We start from the raw sequence: 20,396 nt of genomic DNA, 5'->3' as shown, positions 1-20,396 counted from the left end.
ATCCGCGCCGCCGTAAGCCCTAGAACGTCTTGGAGACGTCCACATACAGATAGCGACCGTAGGGACGCTGGACCGAGCCGAGGTAGCCCCCGTCGGCCAGCGACGGCCCCTCGTCCGTGATGTCGCGAACGCCGAGGCGCAGGCGCGTGCCCGAGGCGACGCCGATGTCGTCGAACTCGTACTGGGCGTAGGCGCTGCCGATCAACTGGCTGCCGACGACCCAGGGCGTGCCGGTGCTGCTGAGCAGGCCCGTCTGGTTGACCTCGCTGACGTACTGGGCCGACAGGCCGACGCGCCACGGGCCCTGACGCCAGGTGAAGGCGCTGTTGACCTTCCACTCGGGACGGCCGTTCTGCGCGATCAGCTGGCTGGAGTCCGGCAGCGGGGTCAGGGTGTTGATCGTACCGGCCGCGCGCGCGGCGTAGAGCGAGTCGACGATGTCGCCCGGCTCACGCGAGAAGGTCAGCAACTGCGAGGCGTCGAGGCGGAAGGTAAAGCTGCCCCAGGCCGTGCGGCGCTTGGACCAGGCGAAGCCCAGATCCAGACCCTCGACCGTCTGCGGCAGCAGGTTGATGAAGCGGTCCTGGATCGAGATCACGTCACCGACCGGCGTCAGGCCGGTGCCGGTGAACAGGGCCACGTCATCCACCGTCGGCGCGGCGCGGACGACGTTGGGGTTCGAGGTCCCCTGCACGCGGTTCAGATAGTCCAGCGCCAAGGCGCTCTGGGCGCCGAGCAGGCCAACGATCTCTTCCTGTTCGATTTTCCAGCGATCGACCGTGAAGGTGAAGTCGCCCCAGCTTTCCGGCAGGAACTGCGGCTGGAAGACCAGGCCATAGGACTGGTTGGTGCTCTCTTCCGGCTTCAGGTCCGGGTTACCCGAGATCAGCAGCGAGGCGCTGGCGTTGCGGGTGCAGGCGTTGATCGAGGTGATCCGGCCGGCGCGCAGGTCGGCTTCGCACTTGATGTAGTCGAGGTTGCCGGCGAGGCGGGCGTACTGGGTGGCGTTCACCTGTTCCAGGTTCGGGGCGCGGAAGCCTTCTGAATAGGAGGCGCGGACACGCAGGCCGTCGAAGATGTCCCAGGCCACGGCGATCTTCGGTTTAGCGACCGAGCCGAAGTCCGAATAGTGCTCGGCGCGACCGGCCAGCTGGACGTTGACGCTGCGCACCAGCGGGATGTTCATCTCTGGCGAGACGACCGGGATGGCGAACTCGACGAAGGCGCCGGCGACGGTGCGGTTGCCTTCGGTGTCCGGGTTAGGACTGACGGCCGAGACGTTCGACAGGTTGCGCTCGCCGCTGACCGAGTCGGTGAAGGTGAAGGTGCCGTCGAGGTTCTCGTCGCGGTCGTCCGACTGCGTCTCGTAGCGAACCTCGGCGCCGAAGGCGACGCCGACCGGACCGGCGGGCAGCTCGAACAGATCGCCGCGCGACATCTTGAAGTCGGCCATGGTCAGGGTGGTGCGCGACAGGCGGCGTAGGTCGAAGACGATGGCGTCGATCGCCGCCTGCGACGAGGGCGAGCAGTCCGCGAAGCTGGGCGTCGCGATGCAGCCGCCGCTGAACGGGTTGTAGGCGTCCGGGGTGGACAGGGCCAGCTGACGCTGCAGGGCGGTCATGTTGACGTTGGGCGAGATGTCCTCGGCCTCGGCCTCGGAGTAGACCAGCGCCGTCTCCCAGTCGAAGCCGCGCCACTCGCCTCGAAGGCCGCCGAGGATACGCGACTGGTAGTTCTTGACCGTGACTTCCTGGAAGCCGGTATCCACGAAGCGGTAGTTGCCCAGACGAACCGGCAGACCGGCGGCCGGCACGTTGACCAGACCCGGAAGGCGGTTCGGATTGGCCTGGCCGTTGGCGAAGGTCACCGGGCCGAAGGGGTTCCAGTAGTTGCTGGCAGGGATCCAGAGGCCATTCAGGTTCACCACCGGCGGCTGGATCGCCTTGCTCTCCGCCGCATAGATGCCGATCTCGCCGAAGGCCTCGACATTGTCGGTCAGGTCATAGCGGCCGGTCGCGAAGACGTTGATGCGCTCCAGATCCGTACGCACGGTCGTGCCGTGGCGGGTGTCGTAGCGCATGTCACGGTTGACGCCGCTGTAGGCCACCGTGCCGCTGACGAGGCAGAGGCCGTTGTTCAGGTTCGCGCCGACGCAGCCGAAGCTGGAAGGCTGGACGTGGAAGGCGCCGGCGGCGGTGGCCAGGACGGTCGTGCCCTGACGCGGGCGCAGGGCCGTCGTCGTTGCGGGGATCGCCAGCTGGGCCCACGGCGAGTGCGACGAGCGGCCGTCCGGCACGTTCGAGGTCTCATAGCCCGGGAAGCCCGAGAAGAAGGGCCGCATGTCGTCGCTGCGGGTGAAGTCCTGATCCTCGGCCATCAGAGCCGTGCGATCCGAATAATTCACGAACAGGGAGACGTTGCCGCGCTCCAGATCCTTGCCGGCGAAGATGTTGGTTTCGAACTCGCGCAGGCTGGTGCCTTCGGCGCCGCCGTAGCGGGTCTGGATGCGCAACCCGTCGAAGTCGTCCTGCAGCACGGTGTTGACCACGCCGGCCACGGCGTCGGCGCCGTAGATGGCGGCGGCGCCGTCCAGCAGCACCTCGACCCGCTCCAGCCCGGCAACCGGGATGGCGTTGGAGTTGTAGCTGAGGACAGGCACGGTGCCGGTGTCCGACGTGCCTTGGCTGGTCGGGTGCTGGACCATGCGGCGGCCGTTCAGCAGCACCAGGGTGTTGCCGACGCCCAGCGAGCGCAGGTTGACCGAGTTCACATCGCCGCGCGCCGAGTTCGACGTCTGCGGGTTGTTGGCGGAATCGAACAGGACGTCGCCCATCTGCGGGATCGAGCGCATCAGGTCGTCGCCGGAGACGGCGCCGACAGCGTCGATCTGGTCCTGACCGAAGACCACGACCGGCAGGGCCTCGGTGGTCGCGGCGCCGCGGATCTGGGTGCCGACCACGACCACGTCGTCGATGGTGGTGGCGTCCGGGTCCTGCCCCGTCGGAGCGGGTTGCGGCGCGGTCTGGGCCATGGCCCCGGCCGCCGACGCCAGCAGGGCGAGAGCCGCCGTGCCCGCGAGCAGTCCGCTGCGTTGAGTGATGGTCATACTGTTCTCCTCCCGTAGCGTCCCGCCGTTAGTCGGCGGTGATGCTTTCCTTGTCCCCCGGTCCCGCCGCCGGATCGGGCGGCGCGGCCAGTCCGCGCGGGCGCGAGCCCAGTGCGGCGTGAAGTTGGTCCTGATCGAGCTCGCCCTCCCAGCGGGCGACGACCAGGGTGGCGACGGCGTTGCCAACGAAGTTGGTCAGGGCCCGGCACTCGCTCATGAAGCGGTCGATGCCGAGGATCAGCGCCATGCCGGCGACCGGCACGCTGGGCACCACGGCCAGGGTCGCGGCCAAGGTGATGAAGCCCGCGCCGGTAATGCCGGCGGCGCCCTTGGAGCTGAGCATGGCGACGAGCAGCAGCAGGATCTGATCCTGCAGGCTCAGGTCGATGTTCATGGCCTGAGCGATGAACAGCGCCGCCATGGTCATGTAGATGTTGGTGCCGTCCAGATTGAACGAATAGCCGGTCGGGACGACCAGACCGACGACCGACTTGGGCGCGCCGGCGCGCTCCATCTTCTGCATCAGGCTGGGCAGAGCCGCTTCCGACGAGGAGGTGCCGAGCACCAGCAGAAGCTCTTCCTTCAGGTAGCCGATCAGCTTGAAGATCGAGAAGCCGTTGACCCAGGCGACGACGCCCAGGATGCCCAGAACGAAGATCAGCGAGGTCAGGTAGAAGGTGGCGATCAGCGCCGCGAGGTTGGCGATAGCGCCGATGCCGTAGGCGCCGATGGTGAAGGCGAAGGCCCCGAAGGCGCCGATGGGCGCGGCCTTCATCAGAATGGCCACAAGGCGGAAGACGATGGCGCTCAGCGACTCGAACGCGCGCTGCACCGGGGCGGCGGCGTCGCCGACGATGGCCATGGCGATGCCGAACAGGATCGAGACGAACAGGACCTGCAGGATGTTGCCGGTGGCGAAGGCGCTGACGAGGGTGTCGGGGATGATCCCCGTCAGGAAGCCGACGATGGTGCTCTCGTGGGCGGCTTCCGCGTACTGGGCGACCGCGCCGGCGTCGAGGGTGGCCGGGTCGATGTTCAGGCCCTGCCCCGGACGCACAACGTTGGCGATGACCAGGCCGACGATCAGGGCCAGGGTCGAGAAGGTGAAGAAGTAGGCGAAGGCCTTGCCGGCCACGCGGCCGATGCGCTTCAGGTCGCGCATGCCGGCGATGCCGGTGACGATGGTCAGGAAGATCACCGGGGCGATGATCATCTTCACCAGCTTGATGAAGGCGTCGCCCAGCGGCTTCAGGCTCTCGCCGAAGGTCGGCCAGAAGTGACCGATGGTCCCGCCCAGCAGGATGGCGAGGATCACTTGGAAATAGAGGCTGCGGTAGAAGGGGCGGCGCGGGCCAGGCGCGGCTCCGCCGTGAGCAATCTGGATCAACTCGAATCCTCCCTCGAAGTCGCGGGGTGCGACTCCGTACGCAACGACCCCGTCTGACGCGGCGGCTTGGGTCAAGTATCGGGATCGGCGGGGCGCACGGACAAGCGGATCGGCGACCGGACGTTTCGGATTGATTTCAAAAGACTTTCGTTAACTGACCGCACTAAACCCGGATCTAATGTGCGGATTTCCGCACATACGCTCTGGCCATTCATGCGAAAATCCGCATTGTTTAGCGCATGCGGATTCTGGGGACAGTCCGGGGACAGTGGCGCGCGTTCGGCGTGGTCTGGCTTATCGTCGCCTTCGCTGCGGTGTTCGCAGCCGGGCAGGTCGCGAAGCGTGAGGCGGAGGGCGACGCCCTGCGTCAGGCGAGGGCCGCCACCGCTCTGCACGCCGCCGTGCTGCGCAGCGAGTTGGAGCGGCACCGGTCGCTGCCGATGGTGCTGGCTCAGGATCCGGACATCCAGGCCCTGCTGCGCGACGCCAATCCCTCCGCCGTCGATCGTCTGAACCGGAAGCTGGAGGGCCTGGCCCGCGAGACGCGCGCCGCAGTCATCTATGCGCTGGACACGGACGGGCTGGCGCTGGCGGCCAGCAACTGGCGCGAACCGATCAGCTTCGTCGGCTCGGACTACCGCTTCCGCCCCTACTTCCACGAGGCGATGCGCGACGGTCAGGCCAGCTTCTTCGCGCTGGGCACCGTAAGCAACCGGCCGGGCCTGTATCTGGCCAAGCGGGTGACGGATGCGAACGGGCGCGCCCTGGGCGTGATTGTCGCCAAAGTGGAGTTCGACGCGCTGGAGGCCGACTGGCGGGCCTCGGGCGAGCCGACCTATGTGACGGACGGCGACGGCGTGGTGCTGATCACCACCGTCTCGAAGTGGCGCTTCCATACCACGGGCGAGTTGGGTGCGGATCGGCGGCGACGGCTGGCGGTGGACCAGACGGCGGGCCGGGCCGATCTGTCGACACTGCCGTTCGACGCCCTGACGCCCGGCATGATCAGCCTGTCGCGGGATGTGCCCTCCGACACCTATGCCCGCGTGTCGGCGCCCATTCCCGAGCTGGGCTGGAGCCTGCATCTGCTGCAGCCGGCGGGAACCACGATCACCCGCGCCGTGCTCTCGGCGCGTGTGCTCGCCCTGCTGAGTGTGGCCCTGCTGGCCGGGCTGACCGGGGTGCTGCTGCGCCGCCGCCAGCGCGCCCATGCACGCGCCGTCGAGGAGGAAGCCGCGCGCGCGGAGCTGGAGCGGCAGATCGATCTGCGCACCATCGAACTGCGCACCGCCAACGACCGGCTGAGCCACGAGATCGACGAGCGCAAGCGGCTGGAGAAGAACCGGCAAGACCTGCACGATGAGCTGATCCAGGCCAACAAGCTGGCGACGCTGGGCCAGATCGCCGCCGGGGTGGCGCACGAGATCAACCAGCCGGTGGCCGCCATCCGCACCCATGCGGACACGGCCGGCGTCTATCTGCAGCGCAGCGATGCGGACGCCGCGGCGCGCCAGCTGAGCCGGATCGGCGAGCTGACCGAGCGGGTCGGGGCGATCACCGACGAACTGCGCGCTTTCTCGCGCAAGACGCGCTCGGGCCCGGTGGCGGTCAGTGTAGAGGCGGCCATCGACGGCGCCCTGATGCTGGCCGGCGCGCGCCTGCGCGAACGGGGCGTGACACTGGAGCGGACGCCGGGCCAGCCGGACCTGATGGTGAAGGCCGAGCGCAACCGGCTGGAGCAGGTGGTGCTGAACCTGCTCCAGAACGCCATCGAGGCCGTAGAGGGCGTTCCCTCGCCCCGCATCCTCATCTCGGTCGAGACGAAGGGGCGCAAGGTGGTGGTCAGCGTGGCCGACAACGGGCCGGGCCTGTCCGAGACCGTGCGCGACCGCCTGTTCACGCCGTTCACCACCGACAAGCCGGACGGGCTGGGGCTGGGCCTCGTGATCAGCCGGGACATCGTCGCAGGCTTCGGCGGCGAGCTGGTCCATGACGACGCCGGCCCGGGCGCGACGTTCCGCATCATCCTGCCGGGGGCGAAATGAGCTTCAAGACCCTCAACCGCGTGGCGCTCGTCGAGGACGACGAGGCCTTCCGAACAGCGCTGGCCGAACGGCTGGAGCTGGAGGACCTGAAGGTGACGCAGTTCCCCTCGGGCGAGGCGGCGCTCAAGGCGCTGAACGCCGGGTTCGAGGGCGTGGTGGTCACCGACCTGCGCATGCCGGGGATGGACGGCCGCCAACTGACCGACCGGCTGCTGGCCGACGATCCGGATCTGCCCGTTGTCATCATCACCGGCCACGGCGATGTGGCCGAGGCGGTCGAGGCGATGAAGCGCGGGGCCTATGACTTCCTGACCAAGCCTTTCGCCCCCGAACGGCTGATCGACACCCTGCGACGGGCGCTGGAGAAGCGGTCGCTGGTTCTGGACAACCGCCGTCTCAGCGCGCTGGCGGCCGAGGGCGACTGGGCCATTCCGCTGAGCGGGGACAGCGCCGCTATCGTGGCCCTGCGCACAGCCATCACGCAGTTGGCCGACGCCCATGTCGATGTGCTGATCGAGGGCGAGACCGGAGCGGGCAAGGAGGCTGTCGCGCGGGCGATCCACAACGCCAGCCGGCGTCGCCTGAAGCCCTTCGTCCCGGTCGCCTGCGCCGCACTGCCCGAGAGCGACGCCAAGGGGCAGCTCTTCGGCCACGAGGCCGGCGCCTTCCCGGGCGCCCTGCGTCGGCGGGACGGGCAGATCGCCCAGTCGCATCAGGGCAGCCTGTTCCTCGACGAGGTCGATCAGGCCCCGCGCGCGGTCCAGCTGATGCTGCTGCGGGTGCTGGAGGAACGCGAGATCCTGCCGCTGGGCGCCTCTGAACCGCAGGCGCTGGACCTGCGCGTGCTGGCCGCGACCCGCGCCGATCCGGCCGCGGCAGTGACGCGCGGCGATCTGGGCGAAGATCTCTATTACCGGCTGAACGTGGTGCGGTTGCGCACCCCGCCCCTGCGCGAGCGGCGCGACGACATCCCCATGCTGTTCGCGCGGTTCATGAGCCGGGCGGCCGACCGGCTGGGCCGTCCCCTGCCCCCGATCGACCATGCGGTGCGTCGCCGCTTGCTGGAGCATGACTGGCCCGGCAATCTGCGGGAGCTGTCGAACTTCGCCAATCAGGTGGTTGTCGGCCTCGGGCCGGCGGCGGGCGACGCCGTGGACGGCGAGAGGCTGGCAGACAAGGTCGCCCGCTACGAAGCGGAACTGATCCGCGAGGCCCTGACCGCGTGGAACGGGGACATCCGGCGGGTCACCGAAACGCTCGGCCTGCCGCGCAAGACGCTCTACGACAAGATGGCCCGACACCAGATCCAGCCCGCGCAGCATCGTCGATAACTTGCGACGAACCGCGATGGACGGTGTTCGCGGGCAGGTCTAGGTATCTGTCCATGACGCCGATGACGTTCGCCGGCTTCGGGCTGTACGCCCCGAAGGAACAGAGGCCTTCCAGCGCGCTGGACCCGATTTTCGGGCAGGCGGAGGGCTGGACCGCACATCAGTTCGGCATCGCCGCGCGTGGCGTGGCCGGGCCGGACGAAACCACCTCCATGATGGGCGCGGAGGCCGCGCGACGGGCCTTGGCCATGGCCGGCTGGCAGGCGTCGGACCTCGACGTCCTGATCGGCGCCTGCGGGGTGATGGAACAGCCCATCCCCGGCACCTCGGTGCTGATCCAGGAGGCGCTGGGGCTGGGCAAGTCGGGCATCTGGGCCTTCGACGTGAACCAGACCTGCCTGTCCTTTGTGACCGCGCTGGACGTCGTGGCCATGGGGTTCGAGAGCGGCCGGTTCCGCCGCGCCCTGATCGTGTCCAGCGACATCGCCTCGGCCGGGCTGGACTGGGCCAACCCGCCCTCGGCCGCCATCTTTGGCGATGGTGCGGCGGCCGTCTGCATCGAGGCCGGGGCCGACAGGTCCGGGCCGGGCCTCATGGCACGCGGTTTCGAGACCTATGGCGACGGCAAGGATCTGGCGACGCTGCGTTCGGGCGGCACGCGCATCCGCATCTCCGACGGGTTCGAGGCCTTGGCCGAGGGCGCGCGCTTCCACATGGATCCATTCAGCATCTTCAAGGCGGCGGCGCGGTCGCTACCGGTGCTGATCGACCGGGTGCTTGGCGAGGCCGGACTGACGCGCGAGACCGTCGATCTGATCGTGCCGCATCAGGCCAGCGCGCCGGGACTGGAGCATGTGCGCCGACTGATGGGCGGCGACCCGGCGCGGGTGGTCGACATCTTCAATACGCGCGGCAACCAGATCGCCGCCTCCGTGCCGACGGCTCTGGTCGAGGCCCAGGCGGCGGGACGGCTGGGTTCGGGCAAGTCCGTCCTCCTGCTCGGCACCGCCGCGGGCATCAGCGCCGCCGCCATGGTGGTGCGGACATGAGCCGCCGGGCGCTTGTCACCGGGGCTACCGGAGGGCTGGGTCTGGCGGTCGTCGCCGCATTGATCGTGGCCGGCTACACGGTGCGCGCCTCGGGGCGGCAGCCGGCGGCGCTGCGACGGCTGAAGAGCATGGGCGCGGAGGTTTTCGCCGGCGACCTGATGGACCAGACCGACGCCGCCTGTGCGGACATCGACGTGGTCTTCCACGCCGCCGCCCTGTCCAGCCCGTGGGGTCCGGACGCCGACTTCGAACGGGCGAACGTCGAGCTGACCCGGCGTCTGCTGGCCTCGGCGCAGACGGCAGGCGCGGACGGCTTCATCTTCGTCTCCTCGCCGTCGGTCTATGCCCGCTGGCGGGACCAGACCGGGATCACCGAGGCGACGCCCTGGCCCGACAAGCCGCTGAACGCCTATGCCCGGACCAAGGGCGAGGCGGAAAGGATCGTTCGCGCCGCCGACAGGCCGGGTTTCCGCACCGTCTCCATGCGTCCGCGCGCCATCGTCGGGCCGGACGATGCGGTGCTGCTGCCGCGCATCCTGCGTCTGGTGAAGAAGGGCCGCTTCCCTCTGTTCCGACGCGGCGAGGCGCTGGTGGAGCTGACCGACCGACGCGACGCCGCGCGCGCCCTGCTGCTGGCGGACCAGCATCGCGAACGGGCCGGCGGTCATGCGGTCAACATCACCAGCGGCCGCCCCCTGCCCATCGCGACACTGGTCGAACGGCTGAGCCAGACGCTGGGGGTCGAGGTGAAGATCGTGCCGGTGCCCCTGCCCGTCGGCCAAGTGCTGTCGGTGATCTCCGAGGGCGTCAGCCGCCTCCTGCCGGGCCGGCCCGAGCCGGTGCTGACGCCCTACACCCTGTCGACCCTGGCCTGGTCGCAGGCGTTCGATCTGAGCGGAGCCAAGGCGCTGATCGACTACGAGCCGGAGTTCGACGCGGTGGAGACCGCCATGGAGGTGGCGCCGAAGCTGGCCGCGCGAGCATGAGGCGCTGCCGCGTCCACATCCTGCGTGCCGGAGCCTGCTCGCATCCCGAGGTGATGACGCGCCGGGACGGAAGCCTGAAGCCGGTCGTCTTTCCCGCGCTCGCCGCCCTGATCCTGCATCCCGAGGAAGGCGCGATCCTGTTCGACACGGGCTATGATCCCGCCTTCTTCGCCGCGACACGGACTTGGCCGGAGGTGCTGTACCGCTGGGCGACGCCGGTGGACCTGCCGTTCGGGCAGGCGGTGGTCGATCAGTTGCCCCGTTTCGGGGTGAAGCCCGAGGATGTGACGACCGTCGTCGTCTCCCACTTCCACGGCGATCATGTCGCGGGGCTTCACCGCTTCCCCAACGCCCGGGTCTTCTGCGCCCGGGCCGGGCTGGAGCGGGTGCGGCAGGGCGGTCGGTTCGGCCGGGTGAGACAGGGGATACTGGCCGGGCTGGTGCCGAAGCATGTCGACACGCGCGCAGCCTTCTTCGAGGATCGGCCGCAGGTCGCGCTGGGGCCGGACCTGAGCCCGTTCGAGACCGGCGCGGACCTGCTGGGCGACGGCTCCCTGCTGGCGGTGCATCTTCCCGGCCATTGTCCGGGGCACTGGGGACTGGTGGTGCGTGAGGCGGACGACCGGACGCGCTTCCTGATCGCCGACGCGGCCTGGTCCAGCGGACAGGTACGGGACGACATGCCGCCGCCGCGCCTGACCACCGCCCTGCTGGGCGACACCGGCCCGTATCGCAGCACGCTGAACGCCCTGCACCGTCTGTGGACGCGCAATCCGGAACTGGTGCTGACCCCGTCGCATTGCGGCGAGGTGCAGACGGACACGCCCCGTGGCGACGGTTGATCGATCGGCCGTCCTGAAAAGCTGGATCGCCGCCCGCTGGAGCGCGGCGCGGCTGCGGACGCGTCCGGACATCGAGGCGCGGCAGGCGCGACTGTGGACGCGGATGACGCCGGTCATCGCCCGCACGCCAGCCGTAGCGCATCTGGCGGGTCAGCCGCTGGAGGCCTTCCCGATCGTGTCGCCGGACGAGGAGCGGCGCGACTTCGACCAGTGGAACACCCTCGGCCTGACGCGGGCAGAAGCCGAGGCGGCGGCGCGGGAGGCCGAGACCGGCGGCGCGGGCGAGGTCCGGCCGGGCGTGTCGGCGGGCTTTTCGTCCGGATCGTCGGGCGGCCTGCGCGGCCTGTTTCTCAGCAGCCCGGCGGAGCGAGCGGAGTACCTCGGCCATCTGATCGCGCGCCTGCTGCCGCGTCTGGCCCTGATCCGGGGCGCGCGGATCGCCCTGTGTCTGCGCGCGACATCGAGCTTGTACAGCGACGTCACCGGGGCCGGGCCATTCCGCTTCCTGTTCCTCGGGCTGGAGACACCGGGCGACGAGCGGGTCGAGCGGCTGGCGGCATTCGGGCCGGACGTGGTGATCGCCCCCTCCCATGTGCTGGCCGATCTGGCGCGGCGGGTGGAGACGGGCGCATCATGGACGCCGCGCCGCCTGCTGCAGGGCGCCGAGCCGATGGGCGACGCCGAGCGCGACTGGATCGAGGCCGTGCTGGAGAGCCGGCCGGCGCCGATCTATCAGGCCACCGAAGGCTTCCTCGCCGCGCCCTGCCGACTGGGGACGCTGCATCTGAACGAGGATGTGATGGTGGTGGAGCGGGAGGCTGTGGCAGGCACGAACCGGTTCGTGCCGATCATCACCGACCTGAGGCGCGTCACCCAGCCGATGGTGCGGGTGCGGCTGGGCGACCTGCTGGAGCCGACGACCTGCATCTGCCGATCGCCCCTGCAGGCGATCCGGCCGGTGGAGGGACGGCTGGAGGACCTGTGGCGCTGGGGCGGGATCACGATCCCGCCGCGCGCGGTGGACGATGCAGTCTGCGAAGCCCTGGGCGCCGAGGCGGAATGGCGGGCGGTCGCCGGGCCGGGCGGGGTGATGGTCCAAGCCGTGCCCGACGACGTCACCGCGGCCGCCGACTCCGTGCGGGAGCTGTTGCGTCGGCGCGGACTGGAACTGCCGGTGACGGCGGGCGGACCACCGCCGGAGATCGTCGTCAAACGCCGGCGCGTGCGCTGGATCGATGGCTGAGCGGGTCCTGATCACCGGGGCGCGGGCGGCGGCGGCGCTGGATCTGGCGCGCAGCCTGCGCGCGGCGGGATTCGAGCCGCATCTGGCCGATTGCAGCCCCGCACGGCTGGCGCGCTGGTCGCGGACGGCGGGGCCGGTGCACCGGTATGCCGCGCCGGTTCAGACTCCGGCCCGGTTCGCGCAGGATGTCCGGGCTCTGGTCGCGCGGCTGGATCCGGTGCGGATCATCCCGACCTGCGAGGAGGTCTTCCACCTGTCCGCCCTGGCCGCCATCGACGGGTTCGCCAACCGGCTGTTCGCTCCTGAGGTCGAAAGTCTCGCGGAGTTGCACGCCAAGGACCGGTTCGCCGCCCTGTGCCGGACGCTGGGGGTGGATGCGCCGCAGACGCGGATGGCAGCCGACGCTGCCGACCTGCCGCGCGAGGGGCTGGAGGCGCTGGTGCTGAAGCCGGTCTGGTCGCGGTTCGGAGCGAGGACGCTGGTGGGGCCGACACCGGAACAGCTGCAGGCGCTGCGCCCCTCCCCGACCGAGCCGTGGGTCGTGCAGCAGCGCATCCTGGGCGAGGACGTCAGCCTCTATGCCGTCTGCAATGACGGACGGATCGACGCCCTGTCGGTCTATGGCTCGCCGCTGCGCAGCCGGGGCGGTGCGGCGCTGGCCTTCCGGCCGCTGGGACCGGTGCAGACGGAGCGGCTGCGGCGAATGATCGAGCCTCTGGCGGCCTGGGCCGGCGACGGGCAGCTGTCGTTCGATGCGGTGATCGACGCAGGGGACCGGCCGTGGCTGATCGAGTGCAATCCGCGCGCGACCAGCGGCGTGCACCTCTTCGACCGCAGCGCGGACTTCGGCCGGGCGCTGATGGCGCGAGGTCACGCTGACATGGCGGATCGACCGCGATGCCTGGGGCCGGCGGTCTGGAGCCGGGGCGCGCGAGGACTGGGCGAGGACGTGCTGTCGGCGCCGGCAGATCCCCTGCCCTCTCTGGGGGCGCTGGTCGATGCCGCGGCGTTCGCCTGCGACGCCTTGCGCACCGGCCGGACGTTGACGGAGGCGATGACGGCGGACATCGAATGGAACGGGCAACCGCTGGAGCCCGATCGCTGGAGCCGGACGTGACGCCCCTGCCCGAGAGCATCGCCCGAAGCTGGCAGATGGCGGCCCTGTCGCGGGAGCTGAAGAGCCAGCCGCTGGCGCGGACGGTGGCGGACACGTCGCTTGTGCTGTTTCGCGATGAGGCGGGCGGGGCCGTCGCCCTGATCGACCGCTGTCCGCACCGGAACTATCCGCTGTCCGAAGGCAGGCTGGTCGACGGGACGGTGCAGTGCCCCTATCACGGCTGGCGGTTCGGGGCGGACGGCGCCTGCGTGGACGTGCCCGGCTGCACGCTGGATGGAGACGAGCGGCAGAGGCTGGCCGCGCGGCCGGTCGAGGCGCGCGAGATCCACGGCGCGGTGCTGGTGCGGCTGCAGCCCGGCGGGCCGGAGTTGCCGGACCTCGGCCCGTGGGGCGCGGCGGATCACGATCACTTCTGGTGGTCGCAGGGCGTCTGGCGCGGCCGGGCGCTGGATGCGCTGGAGAACGTGCTGGACCCGTTCCACACCAACTTCATCCATGACGGCATCATCCGCCGCAGCAACCGGCGCATCCCCGTGCGGCTGTCGGTCGAGACGGGCGAGGACTGGATCGAGTCGATCATCGAACAGCCCCGGCCGGACATGGGCTGGATGTCCCGCATGCTGGAACCGCCGCGCGACCGCAGCCGGACACGGCTCTATTCCCCCACGCTGGTGCAGGCCCGATGGGAGGGACCGCGCGGGCTGACGCTGTGCGTGACGGTCTTCTTCACCCCGGTTACGCCGACCACGCTGGCGCCCTTCGCCTGCTTCACCACGCCCAAGGGGCGCGGGCCGGGCTGGCTGAAGGAGCGGGCGATCCGCTTCTTTCTCGAGAAGGTGGTCGCGCAGGACCGCCACGCCCTCGCCCGCCAGCTGGACAACATCGAACGCTTCGGCGCGCCGCGTTTCCTGCAGGGCCCCGGCGACCTGCTCGGCGCGCGGGTGGCCCAGCTGTATCAGGGCCAGAAGATCGAGCCGGCCCGCGAAGGCCCGTTCGACTTCGAGCTCTAGGCGCCGGCCTTCGCCGCCGGACGGGCGCGGCAGGCTTCGAGCCAGCGGGCCAGATGGGTGAACTCTTCCGGCGGGCGATATTTGATCAGGCGCGCGAAATCGAGGCCGACCACGGCGACGATGTCGGCGATGGTGAAGCGGTCCTCGGCGAGGAACTCGTGCTCGGCCAGACGGCGGTCCAGCGAGCGCATGTACTTCTCGGCCGCCAGCTTGTTGTAGTCGGCCACCTGCGGGACCTGGGTCGCTTCAAGGGCGGCTAGCGCCGGGTGCGAGTGGCGCACGTTCAGCATGATCGGGTTGGCCAGATAGAACTCGCACCGGCGGGTCCACATCTCGATCACCGCCTGCTCGCGCGCGTCGTGGCCGAACAGGTTGGGCTCGGGATAGACGGCCTCGAGATAGCGGCCGATCGCCAGCGATTCCGAGAAGACGGTGCCGTCGTCCAGCTCCAGCGCCGGGACATGCGGCACGCCGACCTTCGCGCGATAGTCGGCCGACTTGTGCTCGCCGACCATGATGTCGATCTCGACGATCTCGACGTCCTCGATGCCCTTCTCTGCCATGACCCAGCGGACGCGGCGGGGGTTGGGGGCGCGGTGCGAGGTGTAGAGCTTCATCGTCGGTCTCCGGTTCAACCGAATATGGAGCCGGGCATCGCCCCGACAATGGACGCGCTCATCAGGGTGGCGAGGAAGCCGGCGAACAGCGCCTTCCAGACCAGCCCCAGCACCTCTTCGCGACGCTCGGGCATCAGGACCGACAGGCCGGTCACCGTGATGCCGACCGAGCCGATATTGGCGAAGCCGCACAGGGCGTAGGTCAGCAGCATGCGGGTGCGCTCGCTGATCGCGCCGGCCGGAACGGCGCCCAGATCCATGAAGGCCTTGAACTCGGTCTGGGTCAGCTTGACGCCCAGCAGCAGGCCGGCCTCGCGGGCGTCGGCCCACTGGACCCCCGTCAGCCAGGCGACGGGGGCGAAGATCCAGCTGAGGAACCATTCGACGCTGATGCCCTCGCCGAAGATACCGCCGACAATGATGTTCACGAGCGCCACCAGGGCGACGAAGACGATCAGCACGGCCGAGATGTTCAGCACGACCATCAGGCCGTCCGAGGTGCCCTTCACGATGGCGTCTATGGCGCTGTCGTATTTCAGGGGCGAGTCGTACTCGGCATGGGCTCCGCCCTCGCCCGGCTTTTCCGGCACGATGATGCGGGCCAGCAGGATGCCGGCCGGGGCCGAGATGATGGAGGCCACCAGCACGTGGCCGGCGGCGTTGGGCAGGGTCGGGGCCAGCATCAGGGCGTAGGCGACCATGGTCGAGCCGGCGACGGTGGCCAGACCGACTACCATCATCAGGAACAGCTCTGACCGGGTCAGCTTGTCGAGGTAGGCGCGGATGACGATCGGGCTCTCGATCATGCCCAGGAAGATGTTGGCGGCCACGGCCAGCGCCGAGGCGCCGCCCAGCCCCATCGTCTTCTGGAACAGGATGCCGAAGCCGTAGGTGATCCACTTCAGGATCTTCCAGTGCCACAGCAGAGCCGACAGGGCCGAGATCACGAGGATCAGCGGGAGGACCTGGAAGGCGAAGGTGAACAGGGCGCCCGGCTCCTGCACCGAATAGGGCTGCTGGAACCCGCCGCCGGCCAGATAGCCGAACACGAAGTTGGTTCCGACGCTGGTCGCACGGGCCAGACCGTCGACCGCCGCGTTCACCGCATGCAGCACGCCGTGCGAGGCCGGATTGAAGAGCACCAGCACTAGCACCGCCTGAACGACGATGGCGCCGATGGCCAGTTTCCACGGGAAGGCCCGCTTGTTCTCCGACAGGCCCCAGCAGGCCGCGACGATGACCAGAAGCCCGAGCAGGCTCTGGAGATTCAGCAGGCTGAACATCGAATGCACTTCCCCGCCGGCGACTGTCCGGCCCTCGCCCGTTGAACGCCACCCGGGGCGGTCTGGCAAGGGCGGAAACCACGCCGCGAATTGAACGCGCCACGGCCAAGGTTCCGCTTCGCCTGCGTCCAGACTTCGCCGTTATCCGGGCGCGCCATCACAGGACCGTGATCACCACGGCGACAGGGAGAATGACGATGAGAAAGGCTCTGATGCTGGCTGCGGCCAGCGCACTGGTTCTGGCCGCCTGCTCACCCGAGCGCGCCGACGAACGAACCTATTCGGACAACGCGACCACGGTCGAGATCATCGAGCCGGTGCCCGCCGAACAGCGGACAATCGCGGCAGACGACATTCCCCCGCCCAAGCTTCAGGCCCGCGTGCCGCAGGCCGTCGAGTCTGTCGCAGCGGCGCCGCAAGCCGTCGCCCAAAACTATGTCGCGGCCGATGTCCCCCCGCCTGTCGTCGAGCCTCGCCCCGCCCCGCTCGCCCCCGTTGCCCGCATCGCCTACGCCTTCAGCTACGCCGTCGCCCTGCCGAAGGAGCGCGGGGCGGAGCTGATGAGCCGGCATGAGTTCGCCTGCGTTTCAGCCGGCCCGGGCCTGTGTCAGATGGTCTCCGCCCAAGCCGACTGGACGACGAGAAATCCGGGCGGCCGTCTGGAGATGCGGGGTCAGCCGGAGTGGATCAACCGCTTCCGCGCGGGTCTGGCGCTCGACGCAGCCAACGTCGGCGGCGCTCTGGAGGAAGCCGCCACCGTCGGCGAGGACGTCACCCGCGGCATCGACGAGGCGCAGACCGGCGCCAAGACCACCGCCACCCTGGCCGAACGCATCCGCGAACTGCAGCAGCGGCGCGGCGGCACCTTGGCCCAGCAGATGGAGATCGAGCGCCAGCTGGCCGAGCTTCAACGTCTGCAGGATCGGCAGGAAATCGAACTGCGCGAGCTGAACGGCCGCGTGCAGTCCGCGACCCTGATCATCGACTACCGCGAGGGCGGCGCCATGGCCGCCGACAGCCCGACGCGCCCCGTCGCCAAGGCGCTGCAAAACGCGTTCGGTTTGTCGATGGGCATGCTGGCGGTGCTGATCACCACCGGATCAGTCCTGCTGCCGATCGCCGTGATCGGCGGCGCGGTGTGGTGGGCCACGGTGCGCCGCCGTCGAAAGGCGCCGACTCCCGCCTAAAGCTGGCCGCGGACCAGCTTGCCGTAGTCTTCCATCAGACCCAGGCTGAGGGCGCCGGGGGTGAAGCGGTATTCGCCGACTTCGCTCACCGGCGTCACCTCGGCGGCGGTGCCGGTCAGGAAGCATTCCGAGAAGGTCGACAGCTCTTCCGGACGGATGTGGCGCACGACGACCTCGATGCCCTTCGCCTTGGCCATCTCGATGATGGTCTGGCGGGTGATGCCATCCAGAATCGCATCGACCGGCGGGGTGTGGATCACGCCGTCCTGCACAAAGAAGACATTGGCGCCGGTGGCCTCGGCCACATAGCCGCGCCAGTCCAGCATCATGGCGTCCGCATAGCCGCGCTTCTCGGCGGCCATCTTGGACATGGTGCAGATCATGTAGAGGCCGGCCGCCTTGGCCGCCGAAGGGGCGGTCATCGGGTCAGGGCGACGCCATTTGGCCCACTCGAGCCGAATCCCCTTGGCCTTGGTCTCCGGATCGAAATAGCTGGGCCATTCCCACACGGCGATCGCGACGTGGGTCTTGTTGTTCACGGCCGAGACCGAGACCTGTTCGGGCCCGCGATAGGCGACCGGACGGACATAGCAGTCCGACAATCCCATCTTCTTGCAGGTTTCGATGCTGGCGGCGTCGATCTCGGCCACGCTATAAGGTAGGTCGAAATCCAGCAGGTTCGCCGACTTCTGAAGGCGTTCCGAATGGGGCGTCAGCTTGAAGATTTCGCCGCCATACATACGCTCACCCTCGAACACCGACGAGCCGTAGTGCAGGGCATGGGTCAAAACGTGCGTTTTCGCTTCCCGCCAGGGAACGAAATCGCCGTCCATCCAGATCCAGCCGTCACGATCGTCGAAAGGAACGAAGGCCATTGAAGAACGTCTCCCGCAAAGCTCCCCGGTTTAGACCCCCCGGAATCGCTCAGGTCAACGCCTGTGACGACCATCAGGGTGCATCCGCATGAGCGACGTTCGCCCCAATGGCCGCTCCGGCCCCATCGCCGGTCCCGGCGCAGGCCGCCATCTGCTGGTCGTCGATGACGATGACCGCATCCGTGAGCTGCTGAAGGAATTCCTGACGCGCGAGGGCTACCGCGTCACCGGCGCGGCCCACGCGGCGGCGGCCAAGCGTCTGGTGGAACTGATCGAGTTCGACCTGATCATCCTGGACGTCATGATGCCGGGCGAGAGCGGGTTCGACCTGACCACCTGGATTCGCGGCAAGGCCGAGACGTCGAAGACGCCGGTCCTGCTGCTGACCGCGCGCGGCGATCCGGACGACCGGATCGAGGGCCTGTCGCGCGGCGCCGACGACTATATGTCCAAGCCGTTCGATCCGCGCGAGCTGGCGCTGCGGGTGGACGCCATCCTGCGTCGCACCGGCGGCAAGCCGCTGACGCCGCGCGAGATCAAGCTGGGGCCGGCGGTGTTCGACATGGAGCGGCTGGAGCTGACCCGCGACGGCAAGCTGCAGCGCCTGACCGAGGCCGAGGCCCAGCTTCTGAAGACACTGGCCATCCACGCCCACGCCCCGGTCGAGCGGATGAGCCTGTCGCCGGACACGGCCGACATCACCGGCCGCGCCGTGGACGTCCAGGTCACCCGCCTGCGCCGCAAACTGGAAGCCGATCCGAAGAACCCGCGCTACCTGCAGACGGTGCGCGGCATCGGCTACATGCTGGCGCCGGATTGATGAGACCCGTTCCTCCCCCCTCGGGGGAGGGGGACCGCGAAGCGGTGGAGGGGCGGATGCTCCGCGCACGTTTCGACACCCCTCCACCATCCTTCGGATGGTCCCCCTCTCCCAAGGGGGAGGAACTGCTGTGAGACTTCTGCCCGCCAGCCTCTGGCCGCGATTTCTGAAGCGACGGCTGCCGTCCTCGCTCTGGGGCCGGTCGCTGCTGATCATCGTCCTGCCGGTGCTGGTGATGCAGGTGGCGGTGACCTGGGCCTTCTTCGACGCCCACTGGCAGACGGTGACCGCGCGCCTGTCCGACGGCCTGGCCGGCGACATCGCCTGGGCGGTCGAGAGCTATGCCGACGATCCCTCACCGCAGAACATGGCGGTGATCACCGAACGCGCCGAGCGGTCGATGTCCCTGTCCGTTCAGTTGCGCGAAGGCGAGACGCTGCCGGACGAGACGCGGCGCGGCGCCCTGGGCGTCGTCGATCGCGCTCTGGAGCGCGCCCTGACAACGCGACTGGACCAGCCCTTCTGGTTCGACACCACCCGCTACCCCGCCTACGTCGACATCCGCGTGCAGCAGCCGCAGGGCGTGCTGCGCATCATCGCGCCGCGCGAGCGGGCGGTGGCGACGCAGGCCCACATCTTCGTGCTGTGGCTGCTGGTGGCGACGGTGCTGCTGATGGGCGTGGCCATCCTGTTCATTCGCAATCAGGTGCGCGCGATCGAGCGACTGGCCGAGGCGGCGGAAGCCTTCGGGCGTGGCGAGGCGCAGGAGCGGTTCAAGCCGCATGGCGCGAAGGAGGTGCGGGCCGCGGCCCAGGCGTTCATGAACATGCGCGACCGGATCCAGCGGCACATCGACCAGCGCACGGCCTTGCTGGCCTCGGTCAGCCATGACCTGCGCACGCCCCTGACCCGGCTGCGGCTCGAGCTCGCTCTCGCCCCGCCGTTCAAGCGCGCCGACGCGATGCGTGGCGACATGGACGAGATGGAGCACATGATCGACGAATACCTCGCCTTCGCGCGGGGCGAGGCCGGCGAGGCGGCCCAGCCGATCTCCATCTCCGATCTGCTGAATACGGCGGCCGAGGACGCGAAGCGCGCCGGGGCCGAGGTCGAGGTCCAGGTCGAGGACGGTCTGATCGCGACGTTGCGCCCCCTCGCCTTCAAGCGGGCGGTGACCAATCTGGCGGGCAATGCGGCGTCGCATGGCGAGCATGTCCGCCTGAGCGCGCGCGCCCTGCCCTCCGGCGGGCTGGAGATGACGGTCGAGGACGACGGGCCGGGAATCCCGGAGGACATGCATGAGGAGGCGTTCCGGCCGTTCTCGCGTCTGGACGAGTCCCGCAACCAGAACCGTAAGGGCGTGGGACTGGGCCTGGCCATCGCCAGGGACGTCGCGCGCGGGCATGGCGGCGACATCACCCTGGGTCGCAGCGCCATGGGCGGGCTGAAGGCGTTGATCCGCCTGCCCGGCTGATCACTTTCGTCGCATCCCACTGGC

At 69.4% G+C, this 20,396-nt stretch carries 16 protein-coding genes; 11 read left to right on the top strand and 5 right to left on the bottom strand.

The features are described from left to right. Positions 1-19: 19 nt before the first annotated feature. Complete coding sequence (locus ABDZ95_RS07155) at positions 20-3,106, bottom strand: TonB-dependent receptor domain-containing protein (protein WP_343792138.1); 3,087 nt, start codon at positions 3,104-3,106, stop codon at positions 20-22. 28 nt (positions 3,107-3,134) lie between these two features. Beyond that, positions 3,135-4,490, bottom strand: a complete 1,356-nt coding sequence (locus ABDZ95_RS07150) for a dicarboxylate/amino acid:cation symporter (RefSeq protein ID WP_425542979.1) — start codon at positions 4,488-4,490, stop codon at positions 3,135-3,137. A gap of 242 nt (positions 4,491-4,732) precedes the next feature. Here ABDZ95_RS07150 and ABDZ95_RS07145 point away from each other — a divergent pair, with 242 nt between their 5' ends. From ABDZ95_RS07145 to ABDZ95_RS07110, 8 genes are read left to right on the top strand one after another with little or no spacing between them, the layout of a single operon-like run. Then, positions 4,733-6,538, top strand: coding sequence for a sensor histidine kinase (locus tag ABDZ95_RS07145; RefSeq protein WP_343792134.1), 1,806 nt, complete (start codon positions 4,733-4,735; stop codon positions 6,536-6,538). After that, positions 6,535-7,869 carry a sigma-54-dependent transcriptional regulator gene (locus tag ABDZ95_RS07140; RefSeq protein ID WP_343792132.1) on the top strand — a complete coding sequence of 445 codons (1,335 nt, stop codon included), beginning with the start codon at positions 6,535-6,537 and terminating at the stop codon, positions 7,867-7,869. The genes ABDZ95_RS07145 and ABDZ95_RS07140 overlap by 4 nt, the downstream gene beginning before the upstream one ends. A 53-nt stretch (positions 7,870-7,922) precedes the next feature. Next, positions 7,923-8,918: a 3-oxoacyl-[acyl-carrier-protein] synthase III C-terminal domain-containing protein gene (locus tag ABDZ95_RS07135; RefSeq protein ID WP_343792130.1), complete on the top strand. Its 996-nt coding sequence runs from the start codon at positions 7,923-7,925 to the stop codon at positions 8,916-8,918. Further along, the gene (locus tag ABDZ95_RS07130; protein ID WP_343792128.1) at positions 8,915-9,904 is read left to right on the top strand and encodes an NAD-dependent epimerase/dehydratase family protein; all 990 of its coding nucleotides are present in this window, start codon (positions 8,915-8,917) and stop codon (positions 9,902-9,904) included. The genes ABDZ95_RS07135 and ABDZ95_RS07130 overlap by 4 nt, the downstream gene beginning before the upstream one ends. After that, entirely contained in the window at positions 9,901-10,746 is an 846-nt protein-coding gene (locus ABDZ95_RS07125) for an MBL fold metallo-hydrolase (protein ID WP_343792126.1), read from the top strand. The genes ABDZ95_RS07130 and ABDZ95_RS07125 overlap by 4 nt, the downstream gene beginning before the upstream one ends. Next, complete coding sequence (locus tag ABDZ95_RS07120) at positions 10,733-11,989, top strand: cell division protein FtsA (RefSeq protein ID WP_343792124.1); 1,257 nt, start codon at positions 10,733-10,735, stop codon at positions 11,987-11,989. Before ABDZ95_RS07125 ends, ABDZ95_RS07120 begins: the two co-directional genes overlap by 14 nt. Continuing rightward, positions 11,982-13,106 carry an ATP-grasp domain-containing protein gene (locus tag ABDZ95_RS07115; RefSeq protein WP_343792122.1) on the top strand — a complete coding sequence of 375 codons (1,125 nt, stop codon included), beginning with the start codon at positions 11,982-11,984 and terminating at the stop codon, positions 13,104-13,106. The genes ABDZ95_RS07120 and ABDZ95_RS07115 overlap by 8 nt, the downstream gene beginning before the upstream one ends. Beyond that, on the top strand, positions 13,103-14,116 hold the full coding sequence (locus tag ABDZ95_RS07110; RefSeq protein WP_343792119.1) for a Rieske 2Fe-2S domain-containing protein: 1,014 nt from the start codon (positions 13,103-13,105) through the stop codon (positions 14,114-14,116). Before ABDZ95_RS07115 ends, ABDZ95_RS07110 begins: the two co-directional genes overlap by 4 nt. Here the strand turns inward: ABDZ95_RS07110 and ABDZ95_RS07105 are convergent. Together ABDZ95_RS07105 and ABDZ95_RS07100 are read right to left on the bottom strand one after the other, a co-directional pair. Beyond that, positions 14,113-14,733 (bottom strand): glutathione S-transferase family protein, encoded by a 621-nt coding sequence (locus ABDZ95_RS07105; RefSeq protein ID WP_343792117.1) that lies wholly within the window; start codon positions 14,731-14,733, stop codon positions 14,113-14,115. The genes ABDZ95_RS07110 and ABDZ95_RS07105 overlap by 4 nt on opposite strands. Before the next feature lie 14 nt (positions 14,734-14,747). Further along, positions 14,748-16,016, bottom strand: a complete 1,269-nt coding sequence (locus tag ABDZ95_RS07100; protein ID WP_343792115.1) for a NupC/NupG family nucleoside CNT transporter — start codon at positions 16,014-16,016, stop codon at positions 14,748-14,750. Positions 16,017-16,213: 197 nt separating this feature from the next. On the opposite strand from ABDZ95_RS07100, the gene ABDZ95_RS07095 reads away from it, so the two are divergent. Next, positions 16,214-17,203, top strand: a complete 990-nt coding sequence (locus ABDZ95_RS07095) for a DUF4349 domain-containing protein (RefSeq protein WP_343792113.1) — start codon at positions 16,214-16,216, stop codon at positions 17,201-17,203. Here the strand turns inward: ABDZ95_RS07095 and ABDZ95_RS07090 are convergent. Continuing rightward, positions 17,200-18,078, bottom strand: a complete 879-nt coding sequence (locus ABDZ95_RS07090) for a branched-chain amino acid aminotransferase (RefSeq protein ID WP_343792111.1) — start codon at positions 18,076-18,078, stop codon at positions 17,200-17,202. The two genes, ABDZ95_RS07095 and ABDZ95_RS07090, sit on opposite strands and share 4 nt — an antisense overlap. Before the next feature lie 88 nt (positions 18,079-18,166). On the opposite strand from ABDZ95_RS07090, the gene ABDZ95_RS07085 reads away from it, so the two are divergent. Both ABDZ95_RS07085 and ABDZ95_RS07080 read left to right on the top strand, forming a co-directional pair. Next, positions 18,167-18,898 (top strand): response regulator, encoded by a 732-nt coding sequence (locus ABDZ95_RS07085; RefSeq protein WP_343792109.1) that lies wholly within the window; start codon positions 18,167-18,169, stop codon positions 18,896-18,898. A gap of 130 nt (positions 18,899-19,028) precedes the next feature. After that, the gene (locus tag ABDZ95_RS07080; protein WP_343792107.1) at positions 19,029-20,372 is read left to right on the top strand and encodes an ATP-binding protein; all 1,344 of its coding nucleotides are present in this window, start codon (positions 19,029-19,031) and stop codon (positions 20,370-20,372) included. Positions 20,373-20,396 lie beyond the last annotated feature (24 nt).

The organism is Brevundimonas kwangchunensis (assembly GCF_039523815.1).
Classification (GTDB): Bacteria; Pseudomonadota; Alphaproteobacteria; order Caulobacterales; family Caulobacteraceae; genus Brevundimonas; species Brevundimonas kwangchunensis.
This window is presented reverse-complemented; position numbering and strand designations above follow the sequence as displayed.

Bases quoted from the DNA above. Each gene is read 5' to 3' on its own strand.
- ABDZ95_RS07115 (WP_343792122.1), top strand. From the start codon at position 11,982: ATGGCTGAGCGGGTCCTGATCACCGGGGCGCGGGCGGCGGCGGCGCTG.
- ABDZ95_RS07130 (WP_343792128.1), top strand. From the start codon at position 8,915: ATGAGCCGCCGGGCGCTTGTCACCGGGGCTACCGGAGGGCTGGGTCTG.
- ABDZ95_RS07140 (WP_343792132.1), top strand. From the start codon at position 6,535: ATGAGCTTCAAGACCCTCAACCGCGTGGCGCTCGTCGAGGACGACGAG.
- ABDZ95_RS07135 (WP_343792130.1), top strand. From the start codon at position 7,923: ATGACGCCGATGACGTTCGCCGGCTTCGGGCTGTACGCCCCGAAGGAA.
- ABDZ95_RS07095 (WP_343792113.1), top strand. From the start codon at position 16,214: ATGAGAAAGGCTCTGATGCTGGCTGCGGCCAGCGCACTGGTTCTGGCC.
- ABDZ95_RS07125 (WP_343792126.1), top strand. From the start codon at position 9,901: ATGAGGCGCTGCCGCGTCCACATCCTGCGTGCCGGAGCCTGCTCGCAT.
- ABDZ95_RS07155 (WP_343792138.1), bottom strand. From the start codon at position 3,106: ATGACCATCACTCAACGCAGCGGACTGCTCGCGGGCACGGCGGCTCTC.
- ABDZ95_RS07145 (WP_343792134.1), top strand. From the start codon at position 4,733: ATGCGGATTCTGGGGACAGTCCGGGGACAGTGGCGCGCGTTCGGCGTG.
- ABDZ95_RS07090 (WP_343792111.1), bottom strand. From the start codon at position 18,078: ATGGCCTTCGTTCCTTTCGACGATCGTGACGGCTGGATCTGGATGGAC.
- ABDZ95_RS07085 (WP_343792109.1), top strand. From the start codon at position 18,167: ATGAGCGACGTTCGCCCCAATGGCCGCTCCGGCCCCATCGCCGGTCCC.
- ABDZ95_RS07100 (WP_343792115.1), bottom strand. From the start codon at position 16,016: ATGTTCAGCCTGCTGAATCTCCAGAGCCTGCTCGGGCTTCTGGTCATC.
- ABDZ95_RS07105 (WP_343792117.1), bottom strand. From the start codon at position 14,733: ATGAAGCTCTACACCTCGCACCGCGCCCCCAACCCCCGCCGCGTCCGC.